Below are 16282 nucleotides of genomic sequence, written 5' to 3' on the forward strand. Positions count from 1 at the left end.
CAGCATCAGCACCAGGTCCGGCACCCCGCGAATCAGCGTGGTGTAGGCCTGCGCAGGGACGCGCAGCAGTGCCGATTTCGAAAGCTTGGCGCTGGCGCCGATCAGGCCCAGGCCAACGCTCACCAGCAAGCACAGAAAGGATAATTTGACAGTCATCCAGGAGCCTTGCAGCAACAATGGGCCGAAACCCTTAAGGCTAAAGTCTGACAGCCCGAGAATCTGCAATAGGTTTTCTAGCATTGAGCAGCCCTACGTCAATCAAAAAAGTGCCCATCCTGAAATGGGCACAGGGTCATTATTGGCCGCTGTAGAGATTCAGATCGCCAAAGTGCTTCTGCTGGACGGCCGCATAGGTGCCATTGTCGTGCAGTGCCTTGATACCTTTGTTCAGCAAGGCCTGGAGCTCGGCGTTGCCTTTGGCCAGACCCACGGCAGTCTTGGCTGGCAGCAGGGGGCTTGCGACCGGCTCGCTGACTTGGAAGCCGGCGCCTGGTGGCGACTTCAGGAAGCCCAGTTCGGCTTGCAGCATGTCCTGGATTGAGGCATCGAGGCGTCCGGAGATCAGGTCCGCGTACACCTGGTCCTGGTTGGCGTAGGCCTGGGTCTCTACCCCGGCCTTGTCCAGCACGGCCTTGGCGTAGGCTTCCTGGATGGTGCCTTGCTCGTAGCCGACTTTCTTGCCCTTGAGGGAAGCCGGATCGGTACCGATGGCCGCGCCTTTCTTGAATACCAGCGCGGTCGGGCCAGAAAACAGCTCGCTCGAGAAATCGATGACTTTCTCACGCGCCGGCGTGACGGTCATGGAAGAGATCACGCCATCGAATTTATTGGCCTTGAGGCCGGGAATCATGCCGTCGAAGTCGCTTTCAACCCACTTGCACTTGACCTTCAGCTCAGCGCAGATCGCGTTGCCCAGGTCGATATCGAAGCCCACCAGGCCGCCATCGGCGGCCTTGGATTCGAACGGCGCATAAGAGGGGTCGACGCCAAAGCGCAACTCCTTGTACTCCTTGGCCAGCGCAGAACCGGCAGCCATACACAAAGCCAATGCAGAAAGAGTGAGAAATGCTTTTTTCATTATTTTATTCCCAAGGATCATCGAAAACGCTTGTGCCGCAAGAGCGCGTGTACTGCGTGGCAAGATGTCTTATGCACACGCAGATACTTGTACAGACAAGCATATGCAATCACCCGGCCAATTCGCCGATTGGACGTTTGAGAAAGCGCGTAAAGTGCTCTGGGATGGGCTTGGCAGGCAGGTGAGCGCAGGGGGGAGGCAGTCTGCGAGGCTGTTACCGAAGCAGTTTTTTACACCCGGCTGGGGTATGCGGTAACAAAGTGTGAGAAGGGCGCCGACTTTCCTGGCGCAAACCTTGATGCGAACAAAAAAAACCCGGAAACATTTTCTGTTTCCGGGTTTTTTTGTTGTTACGCAGTGGCAATGCGGTGATCCCGTCGGCCGTGTTGGCGCGCTGGCGATTTATTCATTTTTGTTTTGCACAAGCATCAGGCTTCCAGAAGGCCACGAAGTTTCAAGATGGCACTGTCGGGCGTGGTCAGAACGGGGAGGCCGCTCGCCTGACTTGCCTGTTGCGCAGCACGGGCCATGGAAAATTGCGCGAAGCACAGCAGTTCGCCGTTTGTGACCGTACGAGCCATATCCGTAATCAATTGATCATGACGATCGGCGTTACCCTTGCGCAGTTCGTCGAACGCCTCAGGGCAGACATGTGCAGAGAGTTCGATCGCCACGCCTTGTTGCCGCGCAAAGCTTTGAAACTCTTCGGTCATTGAGGTGATTGCCAGAGGGAATGTCGACAGGATGGAGATTTTCCGGCTTCGTTGAATGGCCTCCTCAATCATGGCTTCGTTCGGCTTGAGGATCGGGATACTCAGGGAGCGTTTACACAAATCAATGGAATCGCCGAATGCCGAGCAGGTAAACAAAATGGCGTCTGCGCCTGACTCTGCGGCATAAGTGGCGAGCTTCAAAAATCGTTGGCTCATCGCTGGAGTGAGTTCACCGGCGTCTGCCAGATCGCGGGAAAGAGAGTCTTCCAGCAGATTCGCCAATCTGGCCTCAGGCCAAAGCCGAGAGAAGGCCTCGGTTATCGGCGCGATGGACAGGGGTGTGGCATGGATCAGATAGATGAGCGGTTCAGGCATGACGTTTCCCAGGGTGGTAGGGGGGCAGATATATCCGTTCCGCGAAAACACTCAGGCCTTGACCCAACGCTGACGGCTCCAACTGCTCAATGTATCGACCGCCAATACCAGTAACAACATCGCCAGGATAACCGTGCTGGCTTGAGCTTCCTGGAACAGGCTGAGGTTGACATAGAGCATTTGCCCCAGACCACCGGCGCCTACGAAGCCGAGCACACTGGCCATGCGGATGTTGTTTTCCCAGCGGTACAGGATGTAGGCCAGTAGCTGTGGCAGCAGGTTGGGCAGGGTGCCGTAACAGAACGCCCATAGGGCATTGCCGCCCTGCAGACGGATCGCGTCGGCCGGTTCCGGTGGGGTGTTTTCCAGCGCTTCGGCGAACAGCCGTCCGAGCACGCCGGTGGTGTGCAGGGCCAAGGCCAGGGTGCCGGCGTTGGGGCCGAACCCGGCGGCCAGGACCATCAGCGCGGCCCACACCAGTTCCGGCACCGCGCGCAAGGCGTTGAGCACCAGACGCGACGTGCTCTGCAAAGGCCAGCCGTAGCGTCCGGCCGCGGGCAATGCCAACAGCAGGCCGAACACCGCCGCGAGCAGGGTGCCGAGGGCAGACATGGCGAGGGTTTCCAGGGCACCGTGGCCGATGGCTTGCAGATGGCCCGCGCTCAGGTCCGGGCTGAGAAAGCGCTGCGCATAAGCGCCCATCTGGTGCAGGTTGCCGGTGCCGCCGAGTTCGCCGAGGTCGATGCCCAGGTAGATGAAGGAGGCGACGACCGCTGCGCCGATGCACGAAAGCAATGCCAGGTTGAACAGGCGATTCATGTCAGCCTCCAGCGCAGCAGGCGGCTGAGTTGATCGGCGAGCAGCACCAGGACCAGGAACGTTAGTAACAGACTGGCCACTTCACCACCGGCGAACATGCGTAACGACAGGTCCATTTGCTGACCCAGACCACCAGCGCCGACGAAGCCCATCACCACCGAGGCGCGGATGGCGCATTCCCAGCGGTACACCGTGTACGACAGCAGTTCCGCCGCGACATTGGGCAGGATCCCGTAGCAAAAGGCGGCGAGCCGACCGCTGCCGGACTGCAGTAGCGTGTGTACCGGACGCTGGTCGACCGATTCGAAAATTTCCGCGTAGACCTTGCCCAACATGCCGCTGTAGGTAATGGCAATGGCCAGTACCCCGGCAGTCGGGCCCAAGCCCACAGCGCGCACGAACAGCAGGGCCCAGACGATTTCCGGCACGCTTCGCAGGAAGATCAGCAAGCCGCGTACGGGCCAACGCAGCAGTTGTCCCCAATAGCTCGGGTGACCGGCACGGGAGGCCGCAGACAGCGACAGCGCGCGACTGGCCAGCAGGCTGGCGGGGATTGCCAACAGCAACGCCAGCGCCATCCCGGCCGTGGCGATGGCCAGGGTCTGCAGGGTGGCTTGCAACAACAGCTCAATGAACGCTTCGCCATGGGCCGGTGGCCAGAAGGCTGAAACAAACCGGCCCATCTCGCTCTGACTGCCACTCGCCACCAGCACGCCCAAGTCCAGCTCGCTGAAGCGGATACCGGGCCACAGTAAGGCAAGGGCCAGCAAGGTGAGCAGCAGGCGGGGCCGGGTGGCCGGATCTCGGGTCTCACGGGTCAGCATCGGGGAATCTGTACACTCAAAGGCGGCGGAGCAATGGGTGGGGATTGCAGTTGCTCGTTGGCGTAAAGCTTGTCGAGCAACTCGTGGTCGACTTCGCTGGCCGCAAGGTCGAACAGGATCTGTCCGTCACGCAAGCCGATGATTCGCGAAAAGTTCGCCAGGGCCAACTCCACCGCATGCAGGCTGGCGACCAGCGTGACGTTGTGCTGCCGGGCATGACGACAGAGCACCGAAAGCGTGTGCTGGGCCAACACCGGATCCATGGCCGACACCGGTTCATCGGCCAGCAACACCTCGGGCGCTTGATACAACACGCGGGCAATGCCCACGCGCTGTAGCTGCCCACCGGACAGTTGCTGGCAATGCGCGAACAACTTGTCACTCAGGTCCAGCCTGGCCAATGCCGCGCGTGCGCCCGGAACATCCAGCGGATGCAGCAAGTTCAGCAGGCTCTTGCCCAGCCCCCACTGACCGAGCTTGCCCGCCAGAACCGCGGTGACCACGCGCTGGCGCGGGGGCAGGGGAGGCGCCTGATGGATCAGGCCGATGCGAGCACGCAGACGCTGCCGCTGACGGGCAGAAAGCTGCCAGGCGTGCTCGCCGAGCACCTGCAGCTCGCCGTTGCCCGGTCGCAGGGCGGTGGCCAGCAGGTTAAGCAGGGTCGACTTACCCGCGCCGGACGGACCGATGATGGCGACTTGTTCGCGTGCTCCGATGTGCAGATCCACACCACGCAGCGCCTGGACGCCGTTGGCGTGGGTAAGGCTGACCCGGGTCAGATGCAATGTCATTTGAGCAGTTCGGCGGCGCGTGCGGCTTCCTCGATACCCTTGTAGTTCTCAGGCTTGGTTTCGATGAAGCGGCTGGCGGCCTGCAGGTCCAGAATTTCCTTGTCCTGCGCAGTCGCCGGATCGAGGGCCAGGAAGGCAGTCTTTATCTTGGCCGCCAGTGCCGGGTCGAGGGTCCCGCGCACCGTCCAGTTGTAGTCGAAGTAGGCCGGGGTGGTCGAAAACACTTTGACCTTGGTGGTGTCGACCTTGCCGGCGGCGACCAGTTTTTCCCACACGCTGGCGTTGAGCACCCCGGCGTCCACCTTGCCGGCCTGGACCCAGGCAACGGTGGCGTCATGGGCGCCGGAGTAGCCGACGCGACTGAAGTAGCTTTCTGGCTTGATGCCATCCTTGAGCATGAAATAGCGCGGCATGAGACTGCCGGAAGTCGAGGACACCGAGCCGAAGGCAAAGGTCTTGCCCTTGAGGTCGGCGAGGGACTTGACGGCTGGGTCGGCGGTGATGAATTTGCTGGTGAATTGAGCGTCCTGTTCACGCTGCACCAACGGAATGGCATTGCCGGTTTTCAGGCGTGCCTGCACGAACGTGAAGCCGCCCAGCCAGGCCAGGTCGATGCGGTCGGTGGCCAGCGCCTCGACCACGGCCGGATAGTCGCTCACGGGCACGAACTCGACCTTCATGCCCAATTGTTGTTCCAGATAGGCGCCAAGCGGCTTGAACTTGCGCAGCAGTTCGGTCGGGGCTTCATCGGGAATCGCGCTGACTTTCAGGGTCTCGGCGGCTTGCGTGAACAGGGTGAAAACAGACAGGGACAAGCCGACGGCCACTGCCAGGGTACGCTTGAGCATGGAAAATCTCCGGTGCATTTACGGAAGAATGTCGAGGCGCCTGGCACAAGGTGATTGCTGCGTGGCGCTTTGTGAGGGTAGACGAATGGAACGAAATTGACTGCTTTTGGCCTATTGCTGTCTGTTGCGAAGGGCGGGGCACGTGTAATAGTCATGTGAGCCTTGCATGAGGCGGCTCTCAACCCTGTATGGATACGACGGATAAACAATGAACACTGCTCAACTAGCGATTCGATAGTACATAAAAGCCAAGGACGGCAACCGTCCACATTTGTTACACCAGGCCTTTGCGCCAGACGCGATACTGGACATGGTCTTGCACACCGGATCCATCTCGTTTGCGCCCCACGTCGAAGGTCTTGGACCTATCGGCGATGTGCTGGTCAGGCGATTCAGAGGCTCACCATCACCATTGAGCACATGATAACCCTGTCAGCGACTGATCTGCACGGCATCATGGAGTGGCTATCACATCTGGATTACCCATGGTGTCGCCCGGAAGCGTTAGTGAGCAATGCTCCAGACATGGACACACTTGAAGAGGTGATCCAGTACGTTGCGGCCAATATTCCAACTGACCCCTCGCCGGTGGACGGGGCGTTGCTATTTCAATAGTCGCTCGACCTGCGCCAACTCCCAGGTGCTCAGCAAGCTGACCGGGTCAGTGCCGTAACGCCAGGCCTGGAGTGCTCCCTCGCGACCGTCCGGGCTGCGGCAGTGTTGGCAGTGGTGCAAGCGGTTGCCGTCGAAGTCGAGGGTCAGACGCCAGCCTTCGATATCGACCTGTACCTGGCCGGGTTCACACGGTTCGTGGATGCGCCGCAACGGGAGGACTTCCAGGGCGGCGTCTCGCAAGCGTTGGCAGACTTCGCGGGCGGTGAGGGCGGGTGTCGGGGTTAGGCTCTGCAAGTTCACTCTCATTCCTGGACGTCACTTTCGGAGCATTGTAGCGGTCGTTTAGCGGCTATTTTCACATTCCGAGCGCTTGATTTCAGAGGAGGTGCGACATGGACCGATTCACCGGCGGATGCTTGTGCGGCAATGTCCGCATCGAGGCATCGGGGCTCCCATACCGGGTCGGCGTTTGTCATTGTCTCGACTGCCGCAAGCATCATGGAGCGCTTTTTAATGCTTGCGCGGTGTTCCCTCAGGAGGCGGTGACGATCGAGGGCGAAACACGTGACTACGCCGGGCGGTTTTTCTGTCCCCGTTGCGGCTCGTCGGTTTATGCGCGCACCGGCGACGAAATCGAAGTGCACCTGGGGGCTCTGGATGCTCCTGACCAACTGATGCCCACCTACGAAAGCTGGATCGTCCGTCGCGAGTCCTGGTTGCCACCGTTTCCGTTTACCAGGCGATACGAGCGCGATCGTGACGCCACAGGGCGCTTTGAGGAGTAGGTCGCACGAACGGTGCGAAGGTACCGGTGATACGATGCTGATCGTCTGTACCTCGCTATGGGATTGCCTATGGATCGCTTGTCTACTTTGCTGTCACAGTTCGGTGTCCGCGCCAACCTGTTTCACAGTGGCAAGCTTTGCGGTGTGGCGTCGTACGATGGCGCTGACCAGCGCGGCCATATTCATCTGCTGCAGGCGGGTCACCTCACTTTACGGGGCCCCGATGGCAGCGACTCGCTGCTTACCCGGCCCAGTCTGATTTTTCTGCCACGCCCAAGCCGGCATCAACTCATCCCGGGTGAGCCCGAGGGGGCTCGGCTATTGTGTGCGTCAATGGAGTTTGACGGTGGTGTCGATAACCCATTGTCTGCTTCGTTACCCGATCTTTTGGTGCTGCCCCTGGATGAACTGCCACAGTTGGCCGATACACTGAGCTGGCTGTTCGGTGAGGCAGCAGCCGGACATTGTGGCAGGGAAGCCGTGCTTGATCGTTTATTCGAGCTGCTGATCATCTTGCTGCTTCGGCATCTGCTCGACCAGCAGGCGCTAAGTACCGGAATGATGGCCGGACTCGCCGACTCGCGGTTGGTGCGCTCTCTGGTACAGATGCACAATGCACCGCGTCATGCCTGGTCAGTCGCAGAGCTGGCGAGCGAGTCGAACATGTCGCGTGCTGCCTATGCCGCTCATTTCCGATCCGTTATCGGGCAGACACCTGCGGATTATCTTCTGAGTTGGCGGATCAGCCTGGCGCAGAAACGTCTGCGTGAAGGCCGGCCGATTACGCTGATCGCCGACGAGGTCGGTTATGAAAGTCCGTCGGCGCTTGCTCGTGCCTTTCGCCGCAAGACGGGCAGCAGCCCCCGGGACTGGATGAAATCGCTGACGGGAGAGGGGCGAAGTTCTCTTGACATCACCCATGATCTGGATCGTGACGGTCTCTGAAAGGGAAATGGCCTGAAAGCATCGGACTGCTTCAGGCCATCCCTGGAGGGCATTATCAGTTCAACGGGTTTCCAGCCTGGTTAGAGAATGGCCCGCCACGAATACAGAAGCGGCAAGCAACCCTATGTCTTTAAGGAGAAATTGGCCCGCAGCAACGGTAATGGCTGGAAAGCCGAGGCCGGGTTCAACCACTCCGGGTGTCGAGAGCATAAAGGTCAACGTCGTGAAAAACAGTCCGGCAGACAATGCTCCACCCACTAGAGAAAGCTTGGGTGATAGAAGGCGACCTGCAATAAGAGCACCGATCGAGATCTCCAGGACTCCGAGTAGGCGAGAAAAGACATCTACACTGAAAATGTCATAAACCCAACCCAATAGAGGGCTGTTGCTCACAAGCGGAACCAATCCCTGTGCCTCGTAATGCGTGAATTTCATGCCGCCGAACCAGAAGTAGATGAGGGCGAGTGCAAAATAAGCACCGTAGGTTCCAATCGCCATGGTTTTAACCCCGAGCGATAAGCTGTTGTTGCGATGGTTGTTGATGTTCAAGACGTTCATTGTGTGGGCTTCCAGAGGTTTGGCTAACCCACGCGATATACGTTGGGCGTGGAGATAGTGTTGCCTCTGACTTCGCTCTCTTGGGTGCTGAAAGTACAGAGTTCAATGCAGATCGTCTAAACCCGTCGGCATGTCTTCAGCGCTGGTGGGCCGGCTCAGCAATGAAGAGGGTTATCTCCATGAACGGACAGCACTGCGATCTACTGGAACGGGTACTGATAGCCCACGGCGGACAAGAACGCTGGAACAGCTTCAACACGGTAAGTGCCAGCATTGTGACCGGCGGCTCGCTGTGGGGCATGAAGGGGCTGACCCAGGACAGTGACGCTCGTCAGATGACTGTCTGGCTGCATGAGCAAAGAGCGTCGGTGATGCCTTTCGGAGCTCCGAACCAGCGCACGGCGTACACACCCGATCGAATCGCTATTGAAACCACGGATGGCCAGGTGGTGGCGGAGCGCTCGGATCCGAGGGCGTCTTTTCGTGACCACGCAGAAACGACACCTTGGGATCCGCTTCACCGCGCGTACTTCAACGGTTACGCGCTGTGGTCGTACATGACGATGCCATTTCTGTTCATCTTGCCGGGTGTCAGGGTTGAAGAGGTCGACCCTTGGGAGGAGGGCGACCAGCATTGGCGTCGTTTGCGGGTGCACTTTGCGCCGAACGTGGTCACGCACTGCCCGGTACAGGATTTCTACTTCGGCGAAGACTTTCTGCTGCGTCGGCACGACTACAGCGTCGACGTAAGCGGCGGATTGCCCGCTGCCCAGTACGTTCACGACTATGTCCAGGCCCAGGGGCTCCCTATGCCCAGCAAGCGGAGGGCCTATCGCCGTGACGCGAATAATCGTGCGATCGCGTCGCAGCTGCTGGTGGCGATCGACATCAGTGACATCCGTTACTCATGACCCAATGCTGTCTTCCTCCAGACAGCGTTGAGTCATGACCACCGCACCAGGTGTATCCCTCTGTATCTGGATCACGAGTTCGGGGATTGACTTACAAATGTCCGGCCTGCTGACACTTCGCGGATACATTAAAGCATCCAAATGACCGGGCCCAAATGAGGTTGCCCTGTCGAGGTGAATGCTAATGCATGTTCGCTCCGGGATTCCCGGTTCGATTCATTTCGCCGAGTGCATCCTCAAGGGCTTTTCTGCCCTTGTGGCATGACCGCGCGGTTCGATCGCGCACAGCATCTGGAGAAATACTATGTCCCGTATTCCGAACAAGACCCGTATTGGCCTGGTCGCCGTCGCCCTGGTTGGCGGTATGAACCTCGCCTCGACTGCCTTTGCGGTGGAGGCGCTGCCCCAGGGCTATCAGTTGGCTTCCGCGGAGAAGGCTGGGGAGGGCAAGTGTGGCGAGGGTAAATGCGGTTCCAGTGGCGCCAGCGCCAAGGCAACCCAGGCCGAAGGCAAGTGCGGTGAGGGCAAGTGCGGCGACGCCTCTTTCGAACGCACCGACACTGATGACGACGGCCGCGTTTCACTCAAGGAGTTCCTGGCCGTGGCCCCGACCCGCAGTGAGGAGTTCAAAGCGATAGACACCAATCAGGACGGCTACCTTTCCGAGGCAGAAACCTACACGTACAGGAGCAATCAGTACACGTCCAACGGCAAGAAAGTGCCTACGGAGCTGTTCACTCGTATGAGCCAGGCCAAGGGCTGATACACCTCCGTTGTTCTACCCTCCCGGTGTTCGTCGCCGGGAGGGTTTTACGTACACCCCGCGCCAGTCGAACAAACCATCCGTCCAGTACCCGGCCAGCCAGATCGAGAGATTGGGCGCGAAGGGGCGCAGCGAGAGGGCAATGGCAAACCACGCCCTCAGTACTTTGCCGAAGCCTTGGGTTTTCATTGAATTTGGCTTGGCTTTTTGTCCAGGAGCCCGTGCAATAAATGCCGTCGCCGGGCCGCAAAATCGTCGACCGGTAACCATGGGCCTATGCCCGGCGCGCAAGTACGGGACAGGAGCCCTCAATGTTATTGGTGTTTGATGACTGCGTGCTCGATCTGGATCGGCGAGAACTCCTGCGGGCCTCCCAGGTGATTGCCACTGCGCCCCAGGTTTTCGACCTGCTGGTTTACCTGGCGCAGCACTGCGAGCACGTCGTCAGTCGGGACGAGCTGATCAATGCGATATGGACCGGCCGAATCGTCTCGGAGTCGACCCTGGCCAGTCACATCAATGCGGTGCGCAAGGCGGTCGGCGATGACGGTCAGCAACAGCGTGTGATTCGAACGGTGGCCCGCAAGGGATTCCGGTTTGTCGCCGAGGTCAAGTCAGTGGATGGCGTCGGCCTTGCTGGCGCCGAGTCCGTCCCATCGGTTCAAGCCTCTGCATCCGCGCCTGCGCTGCCGGCCAAACCGTCCATCGCCGTGTTGCCGTTCGTGAACTTGAGCGGGGACGAAGAGCAGGATTACCTGGCCGACGGCGTGGTCGGGGACATCATCGCGGCGCTGTCGCAGTATCGCTGGCTGTTCGTCGTCGTGCGCAATTCGAGCTTTACCTACAAGGCTCGCACCGTGGATGTGAAACAAGTCGGTCGCGAATGGGGCGTTCGCTATGTGCTGGAGGGCAGTTGGCGCAAAGCCAGTAATCGTGTGCGCATTACGGCCCAACTCATCGATGCGACAACCCGTGCCCACCATTGGGCGGGCCGTTTCGAAGGTGTGCTGGGCGACATTTTCGAACTGCAGGACCAGATTACCGCCATCGAATACTTTACCCACGCCATGCGGTTGAGCCCCCTCGACCCGGAACTGTATCGAATGCAAGCCGGAATGGCGGCCGCGCATCTGTTCCTGGGGCGCATTGACATGGCGTCGTCATGGGCGGAAAAAGCATTCTGGGATTTGCCGAGTTTTCTGCTGGTGTCTGCCGTCCTCGCGGCGAGCCATACACTTGCCGGACGCAAGGCCGAAGCGCAACGTGCGATGGATCATTTGCACCAGCTCGATCCTGCATTGCGTCTCTCCAATCTCAGGGATTGGCTACCGATCCACCGGCCGGAGAATCTCGCCACACTGGTGGACGGTCTGCGTAAAGCGGGGCTGCCGGAATAAGGGGCACCGCCTGTTCACTCAGGGGCCTCGTTGTGCTTGCCCCCCGGACCGCCGTTCGGCCCGAGACAAGGGATGCCCATCACCGTGAACTCCACCGTCAAGACATCGCCCTGCTTGCCCGCCGGATAGTCGCCCGGCGCGCGAAGGACAGCGCCCACCGCGCTGTCCGGGAACGTCTCGGCGTAGAACGTCGCAGCGTCCAGCGCGGTGCCGTCGTACCAGAGACAAATCGTGTTCTTGCTGATCATCTTGGTTCTCCAGGGTCGGGGTAGGTACGTGGATTCTAGCAGTGCAGGCAGGCGGGCTATTTCGGCAGTTTGCGTACTGTGGAGCGGGCTTTTCGCGGCGGGTGGTTATCGGCCAATTGCTGCCTTTCACCAAGGGCAGCATTCGGCCCAGAAGCGGCCAATGAAGCATGCTGGCAGCGTTGTTTGATTTGTCGCCTACACTGATCTAGCAGCTTGGCTTGCGTCACGTTCGCCGTGACCACCCTAATAAAACAAGGACTTACAGGACATCAAGGAACGTTATGCGACAGTAATGTCGCCAAATGGTAATTAGATGCGGGGGGCACATGCGATTGCATGCTAAGTTTTTCACCATTCTTGCGATGCTGATGGCTCAGTCAGCGATAGCTCAAGATCCCGACGCGGCCCTATCTAAGCTTTCTCCCGACGCACGCGATTGGGTCAATCGTTCATGTTCTCGCAGCCTCGGGCCATCCCTCTGGTCTAGCTGCGTCGTGCGGGAAGCATCAGCTGCTTCGCGTGGAAAACCAGACCTTTCAAGCCTAACGCCGGAGCTGCGAGCTTGGGTCATAAGCAGCTGCTCCGACTCCCTCGGCCCGTTTCTTACCATTAGTTGCCTCACCCGCGAGAAAGCTGCACTCGCAGGCGGGTTGCCAAACATTTCATCTCTTACCGAAGAACAAAAGCAATGGTTGTTGAGATCCTGCTCCACATCACTAGGGCCTTCGCTATATGTGTCATGCGTTCAAAGAGAATCGGCAGCTCTTCGTGGCACAAAATCCATCCCCCAACAACCACGCGCAGCAGCACCCCCTGCTCCGCGTCAGCACTATAGCGCACCAAGCAGAAGCTCAGGTCGTGAGGGCTATGAAATCGAGGTAGCTCACAACGATGAGCTTTTCATCATCAACGGAGAAAAATTTGAAGCACAAACATATTGCCTGGGCTGGGAAGAAGGAGACGAAGTTCTATTTCTAGAGGGGAGTCCGGTCGGTGCATGTTCAAGCGCAGAGCTTCTAAACTTGAGAACACGCGAAAAGTGCGATGTATGGTGCGAGTAGCTGCATCTAACAAACGATTCCAGCTGACGGTCTTACCTCCACTTCGGCCCGGCAAGCCCGCGGCTGAACCTAGGCGTTATGAATGTCTGCAAAGGGTCGATTGCATCCCTTCGCGACAGGCAACAATCGGCCCAGAGTGTGTAAAAACGCTAGATCCCGTTTCGATTTTCAAGGCTGAGTGGCTGTCCGGCTTCGTAGCCTGATTAAGGCACGATGTCCCTTCCTGATGAGCTAAACCGCCCCAGCAACGCGCCAGATCATCGGGAGACCTAAAAACAGGCCGGTTTTTTACGCCGTTAGCGCCTTCATCAAGTGATGGGTACCGATGATTTTCATGACCCGTTTCAAGTTGTAGGCGAGCACATTCAAGCTCATCTCCGCGCTCACCCCAGCCAGCTTTCGCGTCAGGAAGTGCGTCGCACCCATCCATTGTTTGAGCGTCCCGAAGGGATGCTCAACAGTCCGTTTTCGGACTCGCATCATCTCGGGTGCTTTGCTCAGCCGAAGCTGCATCTCCTCCAATACGTCTTCATGCTCCCAGCGTCGAACTCGTCGTTCCGTGCTCGGTGTGCACTGCAACTTCAACGCGCAACCCTGGCATTTCGAACTCCAGTAACGGTGCAACTTCAGGCCTTTTTCAACGTAGGAATAGTGCCAGATCAACGCCTCTCCAGCGGGGCAAATGTATTCGTTTTTTGCCGCGTCATAGACGAAGGCATCGTTATTGAAACGCCCGTCAGCCTTGGCTCCCGAGGTCATCGGCTTGGGCACATAGGCGGTGATGCCTGCATCGTGACAGGCCAGGATTTGTTCGCTTTTGAAGTAACCTCGATCAGCCACCACCGACAACGTATCTGACGCCATCGCCTCGCGGGCCTGCTTGGCCATCGAGCTGAGTTGATCGCGGTCGGAACCGACGTTGGTCACCTCGTGCGCAACGATCAAATGGTGCTGAGTATCGACCGCTGTCTGCACGTTGTAGCCGACGATTCCCGTGCCGCGCGTCATCATGGAGCGGGCGTCTGGATCGGTCAGTGAGACCTGTTTATCCGGCGATTCATTGAGCTGGATTTCGATCGCTTGAAGCTCCTTCATTTGAGTTTTGAGCTTGGCGATTTTCTCTTCCAACCGCACAACGCTGGGCTCGGAAGCTGTTGGTTCTTGCCGATCGGCAGCATCGAGTGCCGCCAGGTAACGATTGATGCTCGATTCAATTTCTTCCATTCGCCGCTTCAGTTTGGCGCTGGTGAAATTGCGGTCGCGGTTGTTGACTGCCTTGAATTTACTGCCATCGATGGCGACCAGATGTTCTCCAAACAATCCCAACTGCTGACACAGCACAACGAACTGGCGACAGACGCCTCGGATGGCCTTGCTGTTGTCTTTTCGGAAGTTGGCAATGGTCTTGAAGTCCGGCATCAAACGCCCGGTCAACCACATCAGTTCGACGTTGCGCTGGGCTTCTCGTTCCAAACGTCGGCTCGACTGGATGCGGTTGAGATAGCCGTAGATGTAGATCTTTAGCAATATTGCGGGGTGGTAAGCAGGCCGGCCAGTATCGGCTGGAATGGCACCTTCAAAACCCAGATTGACCAGGTCGAGTTCGTCGACAAAGACGTCGACTACGCGCACCGGATTGGTATCGCTGACGTAGTCGTCGAGGCTCTCGGGAAGTAAGGTGCCTTGGCCTCGATGCTCACCTTGGATGAAGCGCTTCATGGGTAGCCCTGCTGAAGTATCATTATCCTATCGTAACGCTACGAGCCATGTGGGAGACCTCCGACTGATCAGGGCGGCACCCCACATTTCAAAAATTTCAGGGAAGATATACGTCAAATGCGTGAGCGAAAGGCTGCACGATTACTAGTTATAAGCCCCTCTCGAGATGTCCTCCTTTTCAGATTTATCCATAAAGATGGGGCTTTAGCCGGTAGAAATTACTGGGCCACCCCTGGCGGTGGTCTTGAAGATAGAGAAACATTCCACGCCGCTGCAATACGTGAACTGCGCGAGGAGACCGGTATTCAGGTCAACACAGTTGCAGGGCCTGTGGCAGATCGGAGGTTTTCAATGCTCCTGCCCAGCGGCGAGACGGTGTTCGCAGTTGAGCAGTATTTCGTTGTGCACGCGGAAAGCCAGACCCTTTCCAGCTCCGAATGGACCTCACACGAGACTCAGGTCATGGCAGATCATCACTGGTGGTCCGCTCAGGAGCTGAGATCTACTGGAGAAAAGGTATGGCCTGAGGCGTTAGTTGAGATGCTCGTGGATGCAGGTGTCTTCGAACCGGCTGCGTAACCGTCACCGCGAATCCATATGCGTTTTTACACACTCTGGGCCAGAAGCGGCCATCCCTGCTCTCTTCTCGGACAGGGAGCACAACCTGGACAAAAACACTACCTGCCATACACTTGGCAAACAAAGGCACAATTTTGTTTGCCTGCTAGCTTCAGGTTAGGCCTATGAACCCTCGCTACCACGAAATACACCGGGTCGAGATCAAAAGACTGCTGCATCGGTCTGTCGATCAAGAGTGGGATGCTCTTTTTGGTGTATTTGGTACAAGCATTGTCCTTGCTGGCTTTGGGGTTAGGTTCTGTTTTTCGCCCATACCAGGAAGCTGGATTATAGGGTTCGTGTTCTTTTCCTTGAGTGCACTTGTTTTCGCCACGTATAGGTGGCTCCTTCGCACTCTGAGAAAGCGAGGAACAGACAGCGGATGGCTCAATACACCTGATCAGTTAATTGTCGTAGCGCTTATTTGCCTGGCTGTATTTTTATCTGACTCCAACCAATTGGTATTGTTTTTTTTCATTCTTTGCGCAGGTGCATACGGTACTTGGCGTCTAAGGCAGAACCTGCGAATTCATTTGAAACGCTACTATTTTCGCGTAGCGCGCGAGTACATTCGAGAGATAGAACGTTACAGCCCTCGCCCTAAGCGCCCGACCAAGCCGAAAGCGCCGACTATTTGAGTTGAGGAACGTGAAATGCCCCAAAACGCAGAAATCAACTTCCCTTTTGATCCGTGCGACACATGTATAGTCTGATAGAAATTTTTATTTTGATCTTGCCTGGCCTCTCTCTTACCGTTCACTACTCTATAGAATATAGAAAAGCCACAGGGAAAGAGGTGAGCAGGATATATAAGTGGATTGATAATGCTTTGGGTGTGATGGTCTTGATTGAACTTTTCATTATTGTTTTGCTTTTTATTTATCGCCCCTAGAACATCAAGATTAGGCAGGTAAGTTAGCAGCCACGAATCCGCTTCTTCAGAGAAATAACTGACGACATCGAATGTCTGCTTTGGGTCGGAAAGCGACGGTCTGCCGCAGACCGTCGCAGTGGAAGATTACACGTCTGTTTGCTCTGCCATTTCTAGAGCATCGTCTACCTCGATGCCCAAATACCTGACAGTGCTTTCGAGTTTCGTATGACCAAGCAAGAGTTGAACTGCCCTCAAGTTCTTGGTCCTACGATAGATCAACGAAGCCTTGGTTCGCCGTAACGTGTGGGTACCGTACATCGTCGGGTCCAGTCCAATGGCT

At 57.6% G+C, this 16282-nt stretch carries 17 protein-coding genes and 2 pseudogenes; 7 read left to right on the forward strand and 12 right to left on the reverse strand.

Translation table 11 applies throughout. From position 1 onward, the window contains the following. The 7 genes from HCU66_RS25770 to HCU66_RS25800 form a co-directional block, all read right to left on the reverse strand. Positions 1-240: ABC transporter permease subunit (locus HCU66_RS25770; protein ID WP_205891204.1), on the reverse strand; the 240-nt coding region annotated here is incomplete at its 3' end. Between the two features lie 55 nt (positions 241-295). Next, positions 296-1078, reverse strand: a complete 783-nt coding sequence (locus tag HCU66_RS25775) for a transporter substrate-binding domain-containing protein (protein ID WP_205891205.1) — start codon at positions 1076-1078, stop codon at positions 296-298. Between the two features lie 428 nt (positions 1079-1506). After that, positions 1507-2166, reverse strand: coding sequence for an aspartate/glutamate racemase family protein (locus tag HCU66_RS25780; protein ID WP_205891206.1), 660 nt, complete (start codon positions 2164-2166; stop codon positions 1507-1509). Positions 2167-2217: 51 nt separating this feature from the next. Further along, the gene (gene phnE / locus HCU66_RS25785) at positions 2218-2985 is read right to left on the reverse strand and encodes a phosphonate ABC transporter, permease protein PhnE (RefSeq protein ID WP_205891207.1); all 768 of its coding nucleotides are present in this window, start codon (positions 2983-2985) and stop codon (positions 2218-2220) included. Further along, a complete protein-coding gene (locus HCU66_RS25790) occupies positions 2982-3809 on the reverse strand; it encodes a PhnE/PtxC family ABC transporter permease (RefSeq protein ID WP_205891208.1) in 828 nt (275 codons plus the stop codon). Before HCU66_RS25790 ends, phnE begins: the two co-directional genes overlap by 4 nt. Next, on the reverse strand, positions 3803-4600 hold the full coding sequence (locus HCU66_RS25795) for a phosphonate ABC transporter ATP-binding protein (RefSeq protein ID WP_205891209.1): 798 nt from the start codon (positions 4598-4600) through the stop codon (positions 3803-3805). Before HCU66_RS25795 ends, HCU66_RS25790 begins: the two co-directional genes overlap by 7 nt. Then, positions 4597-5448 (reverse strand): putative selenate ABC transporter substrate-binding protein, encoded by an 852-nt coding sequence (locus HCU66_RS25800; protein ID WP_205891210.1) that lies wholly within the window; start codon positions 5446-5448, stop codon positions 4597-4599. Before HCU66_RS25800 ends, HCU66_RS25795 begins: the two co-directional genes overlap by 4 nt. Positions 5449-5689: 241 nt before the next feature. Between HCU66_RS25800 and HCU66_RS27255 the strand changes: the two are divergent. Continuing rightward, positions 5690-6063 (forward strand): annotated as a pseudogene (locus HCU66_RS27255) (hypothetical protein). On the opposite strand, the gene HCU66_RS25805 reads toward HCU66_RS27255, so the two are convergent. Then, positions 6052-6369, reverse strand: a complete 318-nt coding sequence (locus HCU66_RS25805) for a DUF7693 family protein (RefSeq protein ID WP_205891211.1) — start codon at positions 6367-6369, stop codon at positions 6052-6054. The pseudogene HCU66_RS27255 and the gene HCU66_RS25805 overlap by 12 nt on opposite strands. A gap of 86 nt (positions 6370-6455) precedes the next feature. On the opposite strand from HCU66_RS25805, the gene HCU66_RS25810 reads away from it, so the two are divergent. Together HCU66_RS25810 and HCU66_RS25815 are read left to right on the forward strand one after the other, a co-directional pair. Next, positions 6456-6848: a GFA family protein gene (locus tag HCU66_RS25810; RefSeq protein WP_205891212.1), complete on the forward strand. Its 393-nt coding sequence runs from the start codon at positions 6456-6458 to the stop codon at positions 6846-6848. 69 nt (positions 6849-6917) lie between these two features. After that, positions 6918-7793 (forward strand): helix-turn-helix transcriptional regulator, encoded by an 876-nt coding sequence (locus HCU66_RS25815; protein ID WP_205891213.1) that lies wholly within the window; start codon positions 6918-6920, stop codon positions 7791-7793. 60 nt (positions 7794-7853) lie between these two features. On the opposite strand, the gene HCU66_RS25820 is transcribed toward HCU66_RS25815, so the two are convergent. After that, complete coding sequence (locus tag HCU66_RS25820) at positions 7854-8351, reverse strand: YkgB family protein (RefSeq protein WP_205891214.1); 498 nt, start codon at positions 8349-8351, stop codon at positions 7854-7856. A gap of 179 nt (positions 8352-8530) precedes the next feature. Here HCU66_RS25820 and HCU66_RS25825 point away from each other — a divergent pair, with 179 nt between their 5' ends. The 3 genes from HCU66_RS25825 (at position 8531) to HCU66_RS25835 (ending at position 11422) form a co-directional block, all read left to right on the forward strand. After that, on the forward strand, positions 8531-9262 hold the full coding sequence (locus HCU66_RS25825; RefSeq protein WP_205891215.1) for a hypothetical protein: 732 nt from the start codon (positions 8531-8533) through the stop codon (positions 9260-9262). Positions 9263-9566: 304 nt separating this feature from the next. Then, positions 9567-10025 (forward strand): HvfA family oxazolone/thioamide-modified RiPP metallophore, encoded by a 459-nt coding sequence (locus tag HCU66_RS25830; RefSeq protein WP_205891216.1) that lies wholly within the window; start codon positions 9567-9569, stop codon positions 10023-10025. A gap of 311 nt (positions 10026-10336) precedes the next feature. Next, positions 10337-11422, forward strand: coding sequence for a winged helix-turn-helix domain-containing protein (locus HCU66_RS25835; RefSeq protein ID WP_205891217.1), 1086 nt, complete (start codon positions 10337-10339; stop codon positions 11420-11422). A 23-nt stretch (positions 11423-11445) separates the two neighbouring features. Here HCU66_RS25835 and HCU66_RS25840 read toward each other — a convergent pair. Beyond that, positions 11446-11670, reverse strand: a pseudogene (locus tag HCU66_RS25840) (VOC family protein); the annotation flags it as partial. Positions 11671-13019: 1349 nt separating this feature from the next. Further along, complete coding sequence (locus tag HCU66_RS25845; RefSeq protein ID WP_205891218.1) at positions 13020-14450, reverse strand: IS1182 family transposase; 1431 nt, start codon at positions 14448-14450, stop codon at positions 13020-13022. A 117-nt stretch (positions 14451-14567) separates the two neighbouring features. Between HCU66_RS25845 and HCU66_RS25850 the strand changes: the two genes are divergently transcribed. Next, positions 14568-15029: an NUDIX hydrolase gene (locus HCU66_RS25850; RefSeq protein ID WP_205891219.1), complete on the forward strand. Its 462-nt coding sequence runs from the start codon at positions 14568-14570 to the stop codon at positions 15027-15029. 1057 nt (positions 15030-16086) lie between these two features. Here HCU66_RS25850 and HCU66_RS25855 read toward each other — a convergent pair. Then, the coding region (locus HCU66_RS25855) for a tyrosine-type recombinase/integrase (RefSeq protein WP_205891220.1) at positions 16087-16282 on the reverse strand (196 nt) is incomplete at its 5' end.

Source organism: Pseudomonas frederiksbergensis, assembly GCF_017114915.1.
Classification (GTDB): domain Bacteria; phylum Pseudomonadota; class Gammaproteobacteria; order Pseudomonadales; family Pseudomonadaceae; genus Aquipseudomonas; species Aquipseudomonas frederiksbergensis_I.